At 67.1% G+C, this 13536-nt stretch carries 16 protein-coding genes and 1 pseudogene; 8 read left to right on the top strand and 9 right to left on the bottom strand.

The window, feature by feature from the left end; translation table 11 throughout:
* The first annotated feature begins 85 nt into the window (after window positions 1-85).
* Window positions 86-1735: a Na+/H+ antiporter gene (locus ACT6SE_RS01235; RefSeq protein ID WP_046428622.1), complete on the top strand. Its 1650-nt coding sequence runs from the start codon at window positions 86-88 to the stop codon at window positions 1733-1735.
* A 79-nt stretch (window positions 1736-1814) separates the two neighbouring features.
* Here the strand turns inward: ACT6SE_RS01235 and ACT6SE_RS01240 are convergent, their stop codons facing one another.
* Window positions 1815-2063, bottom strand: a complete 249-nt coding sequence (locus tag ACT6SE_RS01240) for a DUF3297 family protein (RefSeq protein WP_005415112.1) — start codon at window positions 2061-2063, stop codon at window positions 1815-1817.
* Between the two features lie 90 nt (window positions 2064-2153).
* Here ACT6SE_RS01240 and ACT6SE_RS01245 point away from each other — a divergent pair, with 90 nt between their 5' ends.
* Window positions 2154-2696, top strand: coding sequence for a DUF6630 family protein (locus tag ACT6SE_RS01245; RefSeq protein ID WP_032959249.1), 543 nt, complete (start codon window positions 2154-2156; stop codon window positions 2694-2696).
* Between the two features lie 55 nt (window positions 2697-2751).
* On the opposite strand, the gene ACT6SE_RS01250 is transcribed toward ACT6SE_RS01245, so the two are convergent.
* The 5 genes from ACT6SE_RS01250 to msrB form a co-directional block, all read right to left on the bottom strand.
* A complete protein-coding gene (locus ACT6SE_RS01250; protein ID WP_046428626.1) occupies window positions 2752-3027 on the bottom strand; it encodes a DUF4031 domain-containing protein in 276 nt (91 codons plus the stop codon).
* Window positions 3028-3040: 13 nt separating this feature from the next.
* Window positions 3041-3529, bottom strand: coding sequence for a hypothetical protein (locus ACT6SE_RS01255; RefSeq protein WP_046428629.1), 489 nt, complete (start codon window positions 3527-3529; stop codon window positions 3041-3043).
* Between the two features lie 97 nt (window positions 3530-3626).
* Window positions 3627-4577, bottom strand: coding sequence for a flagellar motor protein MotB (gene motB / locus ACT6SE_RS01260; protein WP_046428632.1), 951 nt, complete (start codon window positions 4575-4577; stop codon window positions 3627-3629).
* A gap of 3 nt (window positions 4578-4580) precedes the next feature.
* Window positions 4581-5435: a flagellar motor stator protein MotA gene (gene motA, locus ACT6SE_RS01265; RefSeq protein WP_014645799.1), complete on the bottom strand. Its 855-nt coding sequence runs from the start codon at window positions 5433-5435 to the stop codon at window positions 4581-4583.
* Between the two features lie 91 nt (window positions 5436-5526).
* Window positions 5527-5994: a peptide-methionine (R)-S-oxide reductase MsrB gene (gene msrB, locus ACT6SE_RS01270; RefSeq protein WP_005415117.1), complete on the bottom strand. Its 468-nt coding sequence runs from the start codon at window positions 5992-5994 to the stop codon at window positions 5527-5529.
* 140 nt (window positions 5995-6134) lie between these two features.
* On the opposite strand from msrB, the gene ACT6SE_RS01275 reads away from it, so the two are divergent.
* Together ACT6SE_RS01275 and ACT6SE_RS01280 are read left to right on the top strand one after the other, a co-directional pair.
* Window positions 6135-6509, top strand: coding sequence for a hypothetical protein (locus tag ACT6SE_RS01275; protein WP_014645801.1), 375 nt, complete (start codon window positions 6135-6137; stop codon window positions 6507-6509).
* 144 nt (window positions 6510-6653) lie between these two features.
* On the top strand, window positions 6654-6833 hold the full coding sequence (locus ACT6SE_RS01280) for a hypothetical protein (RefSeq protein WP_046428635.1): 180 nt from the start codon (window positions 6654-6656) through the stop codon (window positions 6831-6833).
* A gap of 109 nt (window positions 6834-6942) precedes the next feature.
* Here ACT6SE_RS01280 and ACT6SE_RS01285 read toward each other — a convergent pair whose 3' ends face one another.
* Window positions 6943-7422, bottom strand: coding sequence for an Lrp/AsnC ligand binding domain-containing protein (locus ACT6SE_RS01285; protein WP_004140558.1), 480 nt, complete (start codon window positions 7420-7422; stop codon window positions 6943-6945).
* Between the two features lie 149 nt (window positions 7423-7571).
* Between ACT6SE_RS01285 and ACT6SE_RS01290 the strand changes: the two genes are divergently transcribed.
* Both ACT6SE_RS01290 and alr read left to right on the top strand, forming a co-directional pair.
* Window positions 7572-8876 (top strand): D-amino acid dehydrogenase, encoded by a 1305-nt coding sequence (locus tag ACT6SE_RS01290; RefSeq protein ID WP_032959242.1) that lies wholly within the window; start codon window positions 7572-7574, stop codon window positions 8874-8876.
* Window positions 8855-9922, top strand: coding sequence for an alanine racemase (gene alr, locus ACT6SE_RS01295; RefSeq protein WP_046428645.1), 1068 nt, complete (start codon window positions 8855-8857; stop codon window positions 9920-9922). The genes ACT6SE_RS01290 and alr overlap by 22 nt, the downstream gene beginning before the upstream one ends.
* Before the next feature lie 103 nt (window positions 9923-10025).
* On the opposite strand, the pseudogene ACT6SE_RS01300 reads toward alr, so the two are convergent.
* Window positions 10026-10593, bottom strand: a pseudogene (locus ACT6SE_RS01300) (DUF3016 domain-containing protein).
* A 244-nt stretch (window positions 10594-10837) separates the two neighbouring features.
* On the opposite strand from ACT6SE_RS01300, the gene ACT6SE_RS01305 reads away from it, so the two are divergent.
* Entirely contained in the window at window positions 10838-12826 is a 1989-nt protein-coding gene (locus ACT6SE_RS01305) for a hybrid sensor histidine kinase/response regulator (RefSeq protein ID WP_014645806.1), read from the top strand.
* Window positions 12827-12869: 43 nt separating this feature from the next.
* The gene (locus ACT6SE_RS01310) at window positions 12870-13163 is read left to right on the top strand and encodes a DUF3247 family protein (protein WP_032959238.1); all 294 of its coding nucleotides are present in this window, start codon (window positions 12870-12872) and stop codon (window positions 13161-13163) included.
* Between the two features lie 70 nt (window positions 13164-13233).
* Here the strand turns inward: ACT6SE_RS01310 and ACT6SE_RS01315 are convergent, their stop codons facing one another.
* Complete coding sequence (locus tag ACT6SE_RS01315) at window positions 13234-13497, bottom strand: hypothetical protein (protein ID WP_005407925.1); 264 nt, start codon at window positions 13495-13497, stop codon at window positions 13234-13236.
* Window positions 13498-13536 lie beyond the last annotated feature (39 nt).

Raw genomic sequence — 13536 nt, forward strand, 5'->3', positions numbered from 1 at the left:
GCGGTCAGGGCCGCATGTGGTAGTTTTTTCCGGGTTTCCGGCGCTGGCCCTCGTGCCTCCCCACGCGCCGCTTCCTGGAAGAAGCATGCATACCATTGAAGTCGTCCTGGCGATGCTGGTGGCCGTTGTCGCCAGCGGCTACCTGGTTCGCGTCCTCCCGTTCTCGCTGCCGTTGCCGCTGGTGCAGATCGGCCTGGGCGCGGTGATCGCCGGCGTGTTCAACCGCGGCCATGCGCTGGAGCCGGAAGTGTTCTTCCTGCTGTTCCTGCCGCCGCTGCTGTTCCTGGATGGCTGGCGCATTCCCAAGCAGGGCCTGTTCCGCGACAAGGGCGCGATCCTCGAACTGGCGTTCGGCCTGGTGGTGTTCACTGTGATCGGCGCCGGCCTGCTGATCCACTGGATGATTCCGGTGATGCCGCTGGCAGTGTGCTTCGCGCTGGCGGCCATCGTCTCGCCGACCGACCCGGTGGCGGTCGGGGCGATCGCCTCCAAGGCACCGATCCCGAAGCGCCTGATGCACATCTTGGAAGGCGAGTCGCTGCTCAACGATGCGTCCGGCCTGGTCTGCTTCCGTTTCGCGGTGGCCGCGGTGATGACCGGCTCCTTCTCGCTCGCCACGGCCTCGCTGACCTTCCTGTGGGTGGCGGTGGCCGGCCTTGCCGTGGGCGTGGCGGTCACCCTCGGCGTGTCCACCTTCCAGCGCTGGTTGTGGCGCCGCTTCGGCGAAGAGCCGGGTGCGGCGATGCTGGTCAACCTGCTGATTCCGTTCGCGGCCTACCTGCTCGCCGAAGAAATCCATGCCTCGGGCATCCTCGCTGCGGTCGCCGCCGGTATCGCGATGAGCTACGTCGAGCTGACCGGCCGTGTCTCCGGCAGCATGCGCGTGCAGCGCGCGGGCGTCTGGAACATGCTGCAGTTCAGCTTCAACGGCATCATGTTCGTGTTGCTGGGCGAGCAGCTGCCGGGCATCGTCGAGCGCGCCACCACCACCATGAACGAGTCCGGCCACCAGAGTGCATGGTGGCTGCTGGTATACGTGGTGGTGATCAACCTGGCGCTGATCCTGCTGCGCCTGCTGTGGGTATGGCTGTCGCTGCGCTGGAACCTGCTGCGCGCGCGCCGCCGTGGCCTGGAGCGGGGCGAGGCGCCGAACTGGCGCATCGTGGTGGCGACCTCGGTGGCCGGTGTGCGCGGCGCGATCACCCTGGCCGGTGTGTTGACCCTGCCGCTGTTCCTGCCCGATGGCAGTGCGTTCCCGGCGCGCGACCTGGTGATCTTCCTGGCCGCGGCGGTGATCCTGTTCTCGCTGGTCGGCGCCAGCGTGGCGCTGCCGCAGCTGCTGAAGGGCCTGCAGCTGCCAGCCGATTCGGGCGAGCGCAAGGAAGAGGACCTGGCACGCAAGCTGTCCTCCAAGGCCGCGCTGGCCGGGGTCGAACGCATGCGCCAGCAGCTGGTGATGAACCAGAACACCGAGAACGTGCAGCTGTACAACGATGCTGCCTCGCGGGTGAGCCTGCTGTACCAGCGGCACCTGGAGAAAGACAACGACGGCCCCGACGTGGACCCGGAGAAGGTGCGGCGCATGGAGCTGGGTTACCGCCAGCTGCGCAGCGCGGGCCTGAATGCCGAGCGCGAGGAACTGTTCCGGTTGACCCGGCGCGGGGTGATCTCCGATGAGATCTCGCGGCGCCTGATCCGCAACCTGGACCTGCTGGAATCGCGCAAGCGCGAATGACGCGGCGGTCGTGCGCCGTCGAGCGGGGTCAGGTCCCTTTCCGCAGGAAAGGGACCTGACCCCAGGTCGGAACAGCGGGTTATTCCGGCTTCTGGTCCAGGAAATACACCTCGACCTTGCCCTTGACCTTGATGGTCATCGGATTGCCGCGGCGGTCGCGGGCCTTGCCGGCCTGCACGCGGATCCAGCCTTCGCTGACCGAGTATTCCTCGACGTTGTCGCGCTCGACGTCGTTGAAACGCACGCCAACGCCGCGCTCCAGCGCCTGTGCATCATGGAAGGGGCTGGCCGGGTTGATCGCCAGGTGGTCGGGAGGGGTATCGCTCATCGCTTCATTCACAGTGACGGCCACCAAGGCCGGCTTCAGCGGCACAGGATAAACCGTAGAATGCCGGCCTGCCCCAGAGGACGTTCCGCCATGCCCGACAACAGCGACTATTTCGACTTCGAGGAAGACATCCACGACTTCGACGAGGAGGGCTTCGAGGCGCGGGTCTGGAACCTGCTGGTGCTGATCAACCCGGGCGACGAAGAGCTGGCCCTGCAGCAGTTCAACCGCTGGCGCGAGCACCTGTCCGAGGACGGGCAGCCGCTGGAAGCGGACAGCGACTGGCTGCCGGCCCTGTTCACGGCCATCGCCTGGCAGTCCGGTTTCGATGTGGAGCGCGATGACCTGGAATCGCTGCAGTCGGCGGTGAACGAGCTGTCGGCGCGCTTCAACCTGCAACTCGACTGGGGCGGCGACCTGGACGACGAGGACTTCGCCGAGGGCCTGGACGGCGTGCAGCTGATGTCCACCGCCTTCGACCGCCTGCGCGAGCACAACTACACGCTGTGGAGCGTGGATGCCGGCAGCGACGGCTTCACCGGCGTGATGGCGCTGACCCGCGACGACGACGCGATGCTGGCGCTGTGCTCGCTGCTGAACGTGGAAATCCGGCTGGGCAGCGACCCGTTCTGAGCGATGGGCCGATCCGCCGGGCACGACCCGGCGGGGACGATCTGCTGGGCGCGGCCTACGGCCGGTACTGCGCCCTGGCGTTGGCAATCACCGCTTTGACCAGCTCGCGGTCGGTGTGCCGGGAAATCGCCCGCGCACCGAGCGCTATTGCCTGTGCGCGCAGCTCGGCAGTGACGTCGTAGTGAGCACCGCTGGCCTTGTTCTGGAAGGCCCGCGGGGGAATGCCGAGCTGCGCCGCCATCGCGTGCAGCTCGGCCAGGGTGTCGGCCATCAGGTGCGCCCAGCGCTGTCCGCGCCAGGGATGCACCGCGTCATCGACGTAGACCGTCACCGCCGCGGCCGGTTCAGGCCTGCGGCTTGCTGTCGCTGTCAGCGGCCGGGGCGGCCTCGGCAGCGGCTTCTTCGGCCGCGTCGCCTTCGACGGCTTCGCCTTCTTCGCCCTCAGCGGCGTCGACGCCTTCGAATTCGGCAACCAGCTTGTCCAGGTATTCGTCAGCGGTCTGCTCGGATTCGGCAGCCAGGGTGTCCAGCAGCTTCTGCAGCAGTTCCGAGTACTCCAGGTTGACCTTGCGGCCTTCCTTTTCCTGCACGTTGGACAGGTGCTTGAGCATGGCCAGCATCGGCACCGGGTTTTCGGCGTTGCCCATGGTCTGGCCGCCGATGGCCAGCAGCCACTCACGGCCCTGCAGGCCGATGGCCGCTACCACCTGGCCGTCTTCGTTGGTCAGCACGGCATGGTTCTGCACCTGCTGCTGGGCATTCAGGCGGAGGAACGGGCGCTTGGCCTGCTGCTTCTTGCGCTTGTCGCGCTTGGCCTTGGAGTTCTGGGACATGGGGTGGGGTCACCTGGAAACGGAAAGACCGCCATTGTACCGGCCGCACACAGGCGGGGTCAGATCCCTTTCCATGGGAAAGGGATCTGACCCCGGTTCAATGTGCCACGGGCGCGGCCTCACCTTGCGCGGCCTGCACGTCCGGGTCGGCGGTCGGCGCCGACAGTCCCACCTGCGGGCCGGCACCGGCCAGGGCGGCCGCTTCGGCGGCCTGGGTCATCACCACGATGCTGATGCGGCGGTTGATCGGGTTCTGCGGGTCGGCCTTGTCGAACAGCACCGACGAAGACAGGCCGACCACGCGGGTGATCTTGCTGTCCTCCAGGCCACCGTCCACCAGCGCACGCCGTGCGGCGTTGGCACGATCGGCGCTCAGCTCCCAGTTGCCGTAGCCGCGCTCGGCCGAATAGGCGGTGATGTCGGTGTGGCCGGTCAGGCTGATCCGGTTCGGCACGTGGTTCAGGTAGTTGGCCAGCTCGTGCAGGATCTGCTGCGTATACGGCTTCAGCGTAGCGCTGCCGAGGTCGAACATCGGCCGGTTCTGCTTGTCCACGATCTGGATGCGCAGGCCTTCCGGGGTCAGGTCCAGCAGCAGCTGGTCCTTGAACGGCTCCAGTGCCTGGCTCCTGCTGATCGCTTCCTGCAGTTCCTTCATCAACGCTTCCAGCTGCTGCTTGTCGCGCTGCTGCTGGTCCACCGGCTGCGGCACCGCTTCCTTCTGGTTCTGGAAGGGATCGTTGCTGCTGCCGCGCGAGATGTCGGTGGCACCACCCAGCTTGATCATCGAGGTGCTGGCGCCGCCCGGGCCGGCCATGCCGGGCGCCGGCGTGGCGTTCTGCCCGCTCAGCGGGCTGGGGTTGCGGAAGTACTCGGAAATGGCCGCACGGTCGTTCTTGTTGGTGGTGGCCATCAGCCACAGCACCAGGAAGAACGCCATCATCGCGGTCACGAAGTCAGCATAGGCCACCTTCCACGAACCGCCATGATGGGCGGCGTGGCCGGCCTTCTTGACCCGGCGGACGATGACAGTGGGCTTGGTCTCGGCCATGGTTTACTTGACCGTCTTCAGGTGCTGCTCGAAATCGGAGAAGGCCGGGCGCACGTTCGACGGCAGCGTCTTGCGGGCGAATTCCAGCGCGATCTTCGGGTTGTAGCCGCGCAGGCAGGCCAGCAGGGCGGTCTTGACCGATTCATAGATGCGGCTGTCCTGCTCGGCGCGTGCCTCCATTGCTGCCGCCATCGGGCCGACGAAGCCGTAGCCCAGCAGGATGCCGAGGAAGGTACCGACCAGCGCGCCGGCCACGTGGCCACCGACCTCGACGATGTCACCGCCGATCGAGCCCATGGTGATGACGATGCCGAGCACCGCCGCGACGATGCCGAAACCGGGCAGTCCGTCGGCGACCTTGGTCAGCACCTGCGACGGCGCCATGGCCTCGGCGTGGTGCTTTTCCAGTTCCAGCTCCAGCAGCGGCTCCAGCTCGTGCGGCTCGATGTTGCTGCCGATCATCAGGCGCAGGCAGTCGGTGATGAAGTCGATCAGGTGGTGGTCGGCCTGCACCTTGGGGTAGTTGGCGAACAGGGCGCTCTCGGCCGGCCGCTCGACATGGTCTTCCAGGGCCATGAAGCCTTCGCGGCGGGCCTTGTTGAGCAGTTCATAGAGCAGGCTGAGGACATCGATGTAGTCCTGCTGCTTGTAGCGCGGGCCCTTGAACACGCCGACCATGGCCTGCAGGGTCTGCTTGACCGTCTTGGCCGGGGTGCCGACCAGGAACGCACCCAGTGCGGCACCGCCGATGATGACCAGCTCGTAGGGCTGCCAGAGGGCACCCAGGCGGCCGTGGGCACCGAGGTAGCCCCCGATCACGCTGATGATGACGACCAGGAATCCAACGATGATGAGCATGGGGCGACGCAAGGAGAGGGGATATCTCCTTGTCGGCCCGTCACCCGGTTTTCTGAAGAGGGAATTCTGTGAAATCGGTCAGCGGGGTGTTTCAGCCCGCCACACCGCTTTCCGCGCCGCCACGCTGCAACGGGTCGGGCCAGGGCTCGCCATTGCCGGTGAACGAAAGTGAGACGGAGTTCAGGCAGTGGCGCTCGTAGGTGGGCGGCGGACCATCCGGGAACACGTGGCCGAGGTGGCTGCCGCAGCGCGCGCAGGTGATCTCGGTGCGCACCATGCCATGGCTGGTATCGCGGATCTCGCGCACGTGCGCCGGGTCGAACGGGGCGAAGAAGCTGGGCCAGCCGGTGCCGGAATCGAACTTGGTGCTGGAGCGGAACAGCGGCAGCGCGCACAGCCGGCAGCAGTAGACGCCCTCGCGCTTGTTGTCCAGGAACACGCCGCAGAACGGCGCTTCGGTACCGTGCTGCAGCAGCACGCGGCGCTCTTCGCTGCTGAGGCCGGCGATCAGCGCCTCGGTCTGGGTGGCAGTGGGGGGCGTCAGGTCGAAGGCAGTCATGCCGGCTCTCCGTGGGGTCGATGGCCTGGGGATGCCGGAAAACGTGGGGGTGCCGGCGCGCGCTTGCAAGTGTGACGGCCGTTCATGGGCGGCACACAGGCGCAGGCGCAAGGTAAATGCGATCCACGCCGGAGCGTGCCATGAAACCGACCCTTCCCCTGCTGCTGATGGCCCTGTTGCCCACGTTGGCGCTGGCCCAGGTGCCTGCTGCCGACCCGACGGTCACCCGCAGCGCGACCACCGTGGCTCCGGCGCCGGTGGTACCGCCGCCGCAGGCCGCACGCCCGCAGCCGCAGGTGCTGCCGTCGCCGCAGCCGGCGCAGCCGATCAGGTCCACGGGTCCTGCCCGGATTGCGCCCACCCCGGCGCCGAGGCCGGCCGACAAGGTCTATGACCGCAATGGTCGCATCGTGCCTGGCGTGCGCCCGGCTGGCCCGAACCGGGTGTTCGATTCGCGTACCGGCCGCTATTACGACAGCGTGCCGGCCGGCGATGGGCAGCAGATCAAGCGCTGACCTCGGATGCCAGGCAAGGGTGGCAGCTTCCACACACTGCACGGCCTGAACGCACGAAAACAACATCCTGCCGATCACTGCTTTTTCGCCTGCGATTAACCGTGCCGGGACCACCGTGGCCCTGCGCCGGCATTCCGCCGCCGCATGTCCTCTGTCCACTGGATCGCGATCATGAAAAACCAGCAGAACCGTCATCCCGGCAAGGAACCGCAGGGCCGCAACCCGCAGCATCAGCAGCAACAGCAACAGATGGAACCGCAGCAGCCGCACAAGGGTGGCAAGCAGCAGGAACAGCGCTCGCAGAAGCATCCGCAGCAGCGCTGACTGTCGACATGACCGGGGTCAGAGCCCGCTGCGCGGGATCTGACCCCTCGCAATCCCTGGCCGGGGTCGGATCCCGCAACGCGGGCTCTGACCCCAACCTGCGACCGCCTCAATCCGGAATCGGCAGGCTCAGCGTTTCCTTCACTTCTTCCATCACGATGTAGCTTTTGGATTCACGCACATGCGGCAGTGTCAGCAAGGTGCTGCCGAGCAGCTTGCGGTAGGAGGCCATCTCACTGATCCGCGCCTTCAGCAGGTAATCGAAGTCGCCCGAGACCAGATGGCACTCGAGCACATTGGGCAGCTTCAGGGCGGCGCGCCGGAACTCTTCGAAGATGTCACCGGACTTGTAGGCCAGGCTGATCTCCACGAATACCAGCAGGCTGGCCTTCACCGCCGCCGGGTCCAGGTGGGCGTGGTAGCCGGTGATCACCGCTTCGCGCTCGAGCCGGCGCACGCGCTCGGTGCACGGGGTGGTCGACAGGCCGACCCGCTCACCCAGTTCGGTGAAGGAAATACGGCCCTCCGCCTGCAGGATGCGCAGGATCTTGCGGTCGATCTTGTCCAGTTCGCGGGTACGGGTGGCCATGGCCGTCAACCTTGGGGAATGAATTGCAGGAGAACATCCTGCCGGTTGATTTCAAATCAGGCAAATCAACTGGGATTGGCTGTCTATACTTCCCCAATTATGGTCCCGGCACGCTCCAGTGCAGGGAATGATCGGGTTGGAGAAGTCCCATGCGAGTCCTAGTTCTCGGCAGCGGCGTGATCGGCACCACCAGTGCCTGGTACCTGCGACAGGCCGGGTTTGAAGTCACGGTCATCGACCGCCAACCCGGCCCGGCGCTGGAGACCAGCTTCGCCAATGCTGGCCAGCTGTCGTTCGGCTACACCTCGCCGTGGGCAGCCCCGGGCGTGCCGAAGAAGGCCATCGGCTGGCTGTTCGAGAAGCACGCGCCGCTGGCGATCAAGCCGGGCATGGACCTGGCCCAGTACCGCTGGCTGTGGCAGATGCTGCGCAACTGCACCCACGAGCGCTACGCGATCAACAAGGCGCGCATGGTGCGCATGTCCGAGTACAGCCGCGACTGCCTGAACGAGCTGCGCGCGCAGATCGGCATCGAGTTCGAAGGCCGCGACCTGGGCACCACGCAGCTGTTCCGCACCCAGCAGCAGCTGGATGCCTCGGCGCAGGACATCGAGATCCTGGCCCAGTACGGCGTGCCGTACGAGGTGCTGGACCGCGCCGGCATCATCCAGGCCGAACCGGCCCTGGCCCATGTCGACGGCCTGGTCGGCGCGCTGCGCCTGCCGCGTGACCAGACCGGCGACTGCCAGCTGTTCACCCGGCGCCTGGCGCAGATGTGCGTGGACGCCGGCGTCGAGTTCCGCTTCGACCAGGACATCACCGGCCTGGAGTTCGAGGGCGACCGCATCACCGGCGTGCGCATCGACGGCAAGCGGGAAACCGCCGACCGCTTCGTGGTCGCGCTCGGCAGCTATTCGCCGGCGCTGGTCGCACCGCTGGGCATGCGCCTGCCGGTGTACCCGCTGAAGGGCTATTCGCTGACCCTGCCGATCACCGACCCGGCGATGGCGCCGACCTCGACCATCCTCGACGAGAGCTACAAGGTGGCGGTCACCCGCTTCGACGACCGCATCCGCGTCGGTGGCATGGCCGAAGTGGCCGGTTTCGACCTGTCGCTGTCGCAGCGTCGTCGCGAGACCCTGGAGCTGGTGGTCAGCGACCTCTACCCGAAGGGCGGCGACCTGTCGCGCGCACAGTTCTGGACAGGCCTGCGCCCGGCCACGCCGGACGGCACGCCGGTGATCGGCGCCACGCCGTTCCGCAACCTGTACCTCAACACCGGCCACGGCACCCTGGGCTGGACCATGGCCTGCGGCTCGGGCCGTTACCTGGCCGACCTGATGAGCGCGCGCCAGCCGCAGATCAGCACCGAAGGCCTGGATATTTTCCGCTACGGCCAGTACGGTCACGCCCCGCAACATGAGAACCGCACATGCGTCCTGCCCGCGCGCTGATCGATCTGGGCGCCCTGCGCAGCAATTACCGGCTTGCCCGTGAACTGGGCGGTGGCAAGGCCCTGGCGATCATCAAGGCCGATGCCTATGGCCATGGCGCGGTGCGCTGTGCACAGGCGCTGGAAGGCGAGGCTGATGGTTTCGGCGTGGCCACCATCGAAGAGGCGCTGGAACTGCGCCAGGCCGGGATCCGTGCGCCGATCCTGCTGCTGGAAGGCATCTTCGAACCCAGTGACATGGCGCTGGTGGCCGAGCACGATTTCTGGTTCGCGGTGGGCTCGCCGTGGCAGCTGGAAGCGCTGGTCGCATTCGACAGCCCGCGCCCGCTGACCGTGTGGCTGAAGCTGGACAGCGGCATGCATCGCCTCGGCCTGGACGTGGACAGCTTCCGCGCCGCGCATGCACGCCTGTCGGCGCTGCCGCAGGTCGAGCGCATCGTGCTGATGACCCACCTGGCGCGTGCCGACGAGCTGGACAGCGAACGCACCCATGAACAGGCGGCGACCTTCGCGCGCGCCATCGACGGCCTGGACGGCGAGACCAGCGTGTGCAATTCGCCGGCACTGCTGGGCTGGCCGGATGTACGCAGCGACTGGGTGCGCCCGGGCCTGATGCTGTACGGCGCCAATCCGCTGCCGGACAACACCGCGCTGACCCAGCGCCTGCGCCCGGTGATGACGATGCAGTCGAAGGTGATTGCCGAGCGCTGGATCGAGGCCGGTGAGCCGGTGGGCTATGGCGCACGCTTCGTGGCCAAGGCGCGCACCCGCGTGGGCGTGGTCGCGCTTGGCTATGCCGACGGTTATCCGCAGTTCGCCCCCAACGGCACGCCGGTACTGATCGATGGCCAGCCCGGCGTACTGATCGGGCGCGTGTCGATGGACATGCTGACGGTGGACCTGACCGCGCATGCGCAGGCCGGCATCGGCAGTGTGGTGGAACTGTGGGGTTCTGCGCCGACGCTGTCGGAACTGGCGCCGCGCTGCGGCGTGAGTGCCTACCAGCTGCCGTGCGCGGTCAAGCGCGTGGCGAAAGTCTACGTGTAGAGCCGAGCCCGCGCTCGGCTCTGGTAGCAGCCGACCTTGGTCGGCACCGTGCAATGCGTGTCGACCAAGGTCGACACCTGCCGGCAGGTAGAGCTGCCCGGAATCATCGTGCAGCAGTAGCCCGCGTGCTCAGCTCGCGCTTCACCCAGTCGTCGATCAGGCGCTTCTCGTAGCGCAGCGGATCGCTGTCGCTCTTCAGCCCCAGGTTGTGCAGGTAGCCGGTGTCGCTGAGCTTGGCTTCTCCCTCATCGACGATGCGACCACTGGCGTCCTTCAGCGTGTACTGCAGGGTGATCCGCGGCGGATAGATGTCGCGCATGATCCGGATGTCGCTGCCGCGCGGGCCGTGCCAGGGCTCGTAGTCGCCGGCGCGCTTGATGTCGACCAGGGTCACGTCCAGGGTCTGCCCGGGCTGGCAGCGGTTTGGCCGCCGTGGTCTGCACGTAGCTGGCCAGCTGCTGCACCCAGTTGCCGCGTTCGGCCTCGAAGCGGTTGGTGCTCTGGCGGATTTCGGTGAATCCGGCTGGATCGTCCCACTTCACGCTGACCGGGCCATTGGCCTGCAGCGCGCGGGGCGCATCCGGATCGGTGACGGCGCGCGGCGCGGCGTTCGCGCTGCCCGCCATGAGGGCGCCTGCCAGCAGCAGGGCAGTGGCCAACGAGCGGTTCATGACGGTCTCCTGCGCCCCATCGACGGGGACGATGCGATTTATAGATCGAGTGTGATCCCGCTTTCCAGCCACCGCAACGGCCGATTGCGACACCGACAAGAGCGGTTGCCGCCAATTCATCGTCGTCAACCATGACTGACGGCGCTTGACGCTGTGAATACGCGCTTTGGAAGATGCTGTGCTTCCAATCCGGCCCGTCCAGACGCCCTTGTCCACACTGCCGCCCCTCGTGGAGCGCCCACCGATGATGGTGCAGGCGCCCGAACCCGACCTGCATCATGGCGTGCTTGAGCGCATCAACGCTGGTTTCTGCGTGATCCAGGTGCTGTTCGAGGGCGATCGTGCGGTCGACTATCGTTTCCTCGAGGTCAACGATGCCTTCGAGCGCCACACCGGGCTGAAGGATGCGCGTGGACAGCGCATGACCGAGCTGGAACCCAACCATGAGCAGGACTGGTTCCGTATCTACGGCGAGGTCGCACGCAGCGGCCGTCCCGCCCAGTTCGAGATGGAAGCGCGTGCGCTGGGTCGTTCGTTCGCGGTCGACGCGGTGCGCGTGGGCCGGCCAGGCGAGGACAAGGTCGGCATCCTGTTCTTCGACATCACCGCACGCAAGCAGATGGAAGTGGAGCTGGGCGAGAGCGAAGCGCGCTTCAGCGCGCTGGCCGATGGCCTGCCGATGCCGGTGTGGGTGCTCGACGAGCGCGGCCATGCCCGTTTCGTCAACAGCGCCTTCAGCGAGTTCTTCGGTGGCGACGAGACGCGTGTGCCGGAAGATGTCTGGCGCGGCCTGGTGCATCCGGACGATGCGTCGGTATTCGAATACGAACTGCAGGAAGCGCTGAAGGCGCAGCGTTCGATGCACGCGCTGGTGCGTGCGCGGCGCGCCGATGGCCAGTGGCGTTGGCTGGAGATGAACGCACGCCCGCGTTTCTCGCGGATGGGCCGCTTCATCGGCCTGGCCGGCAGCAGCCCGGACGTGACCGAACGCCGCGAGATCGAACTGGCCCGCGAGGAACTGCTGCAGTCCGAGCGTGCCGCGCGCAGCGCTGCGGAGAACATGGCGCGGCTGAAGGACGAGTTCCTGGCCACGCTGTCGCATGAACTGCGTACGCCGCTGACCACCATCCTCGGCTGGAGTGAGCTGCTGCTGCAGCGCGTGGACAACACCAGCCCTCTGTACAAGGGCCTGAACGTGATCGCCAACAGCGCCGGTGCGCAGAAGCGGCTGATCTCGGACATGCTGGACCTCAGCAGCATGCTGCTGGGCAAGGTGCAGCTGGAGGTGGAAGTGCTGGACCTGCGCACGGTGCTGGGCGAGGCCATCGGCGCGCAGGAACTGGTGGCCGAAGGCAAGGCACTGGACGTGCACCTGCAGCTGCCCGAACAGCCGAGCCTGGTGCTGGGCGATGCCACGCGCCTGCAGCAGGTGTTCTGGAACCTGCTCTCGAACGCGATCAAGTTCACCCCGGCTGAAGGCCGCATCGACCTGCAGCTGCGGGCCGACGGCAACCATTGGGAGATCACCGTGCGCGACACCGGTGATGGCATCGCACCCGAATTCCTCAATCACCTGTTCAGCCGCTTCCGCCAGGCCGATGGCACCACCACCCGGCGCCATGGTGGACTGGGACTGGGCCTGGCGATCGTGCAGCAGCTGGTCGAACTGCATGGCGGCACGGTCGCCGCGGCCAGCGAGGGGCACGGCCATGGCGCTACGTTCACCGTGCGCCTGCCGCAGCACCTTCCCGATGCCGAGCGGCGCCCGCTGCGCGAAGTGATCAGCGGGCCGATCCTGGAACCGGTGATCGTCGAGCCGTATCCGCTGCGCGGCATGCACGTGCTGGCGGTGGAAGACCAGCCGGAAGTGCTGGAGTACCTGCGGCGCATGCTGGAAGAGCAGGGCGCCAGCGTGTCGGCGGCCAGTTCGGCCGGTGAGGCGCTGGCGTTGCTGGCCGACACCGGCCATCTGCAGTACCACGTGATGCTGACCGACATCGGCATGCCGGGCATGGATGGTTATGGCCTGGTGCGCACGCTGCGCGAGGACATGGGCGTGGATGCCACGACCCTGCCCGCGGTCGCCGTCACCGCGCTGGCGCGTGCCGATGACCGCCGCCGTGCGCTGGCGTCGGGTTTCCAGGAACACGTGGCCAAGCCGTACTCGGTGGCGCAGCTGGTGGCTGCGGTACGCAAGGTGCAGGTACCCCGCGCGGACAGCGCGCTGCACTGAGCATTCACGGCCGATCGGCGACCCTGCATGCAGGAGGTCGCCGATGTCCCGCATAGCTCCCCGTATCCATACCGATCCGGCGCAGATCGCGCGCCTGGAAGCCCTGCTGCCGCAGCTGGAAGGCGAAACGCAGGTGGAACTGATTCTGCACGATGGCCGCCGCCTGCTCGGCACGGTGGCCGTGAGGCCAACCGTGCAGCAGTACCGCAACGTCGCTGGTGATGAAGGCAGCAACGGCCAGTTGCGCCTGGATGACTACGACACGCCGGTGCAGCAGCACCACGTGTGGCTGGATGAAATCGCCAGCATCAACCGCCTGCCACCCAAGGCGCCTTGATCGGATGTAGAGCCGAGCCCACGCTCGGCTGCGCCGTCGCCCGAGCGTGGGCTCGGGCGCTACCGGTGTGTCAATGCTCGAACAGGGTCGGCGTCGCCTCGAATCGGCGTGCGTACGCCCGCTCCTCTGCAACCCTCGCCACCTCGTCATCGGCCAGGTCCGGTGCCCCGTAGACGGCGTAGGCCACGCTGCCATCGGCGCCATGGCCGACCTGGTGCAGCCGGTAGCGCGAGTGGCCGCCGCCGGTGTCCTCGGGGTAGTGCACGGGCGGATGGCTGCCTTCCAGGTCCATTTCACTGTTGTCGACCACGCCACCGACGAACAAGGCTCGCATGCAGGTTCTCCTGGGTTTCCGGGGGAGCCTCTACCCTGA

The organism is Stenotrophomonas sp. LC732 (assembly GCF_052446685.1).
Taxonomy (GTDB): Bacteria; Pseudomonadota; Gammaproteobacteria; order Xanthomonadales; family Xanthomonadaceae; genus Stenotrophomonas; species Stenotrophomonas muris.

Coding starts and splice junctions, on each gene's coding strand:
- ACT6SE_RS01245 (WP_032959249.1), top strand. CDS start 2,154: ATGCCCGACAACAGCGACTATTTCGACTTCGAGGAAGACATCCACGAC.
- alr (WP_046428645.1), top strand. CDS start 8,855: ATGCGTCCTGCCCGCGCGCTGATCGATCTGGGCGCCCTGCGCAGCAAT.
- ACT6SE_RS01315 (WP_005407925.1), bottom strand. CDS start 13,497: ATGCGAGCCTTGTTCGTCGGTGGCGTGGTCGACAACAGTGAAATGGAC.
- ACT6SE_RS01240 (WP_005415112.1), bottom strand. CDS start 2,063: ATGAGCGATACCCCTCCCGACCACCTGGCGATCAACCCGGCCAGCCCC.
- ACT6SE_RS01310 (WP_032959238.1), top strand. CDS start 12,870: ATGTCCCGCATAGCTCCCCGTATCCATACCGATCCGGCGCAGATCGCG.
- motA (WP_014645799.1), bottom strand. CDS start 5,435: ATGCTCATCATCGTTGGATTCCTGGTCGTCATCATCAGCGTGATCGGG.
- ACT6SE_RS01280 (WP_046428635.1), top strand. CDS start 6,654: ATGTCCTCTGTCCACTGGATCGCGATCATGAAAAACCAGCAGAACCGT.
- motB (WP_046428632.1), bottom strand. CDS start 4,577: ATGGCCGAGACCAAGCCCACTGTCATCGTCCGCCGGGTCAAGAAGGCC.
- ACT6SE_RS01285 (WP_004140558.1), bottom strand. CDS start 7,422: ATGGCCACCCGTACCCGCGAACTGGACAAGATCGACCGCAAGATCCTG.
- ACT6SE_RS01290 (WP_032959242.1), top strand. CDS start 7,572: ATGCGAGTCCTAGTTCTCGGCAGCGGCGTGATCGGCACCACCAGTGCC.
- msrB (WP_005415117.1), bottom strand. CDS start 5,994: ATGACTGCCTTCGACCTGACGCCCCCCACTGCCACCCAGACCGAGGCG.
- ACT6SE_RS01305 (WP_014645806.1), top strand. CDS start 10,838: ATGATGGTGCAGGCGCCCGAACCCGACCTGCATCATGGCGTGCTTGAG.
- ACT6SE_RS01275 (WP_014645801.1), top strand. CDS start 6,135: ATGAAACCGACCCTTCCCCTGCTGCTGATGGCCCTGTTGCCCACGTTG.
- ACT6SE_RS01255 (WP_046428629.1), bottom strand. CDS start 3,529: ATGTCCCAGAACTCCAAGGCCAAGCGCGACAAGCGCAAGAAGCAGCAG.
- ACT6SE_RS01235 (WP_046428622.1), top strand. CDS start 86: ATGCATACCATTGAAGTCGTCCTGGCGATGCTGGTGGCCGTTGTCGCC.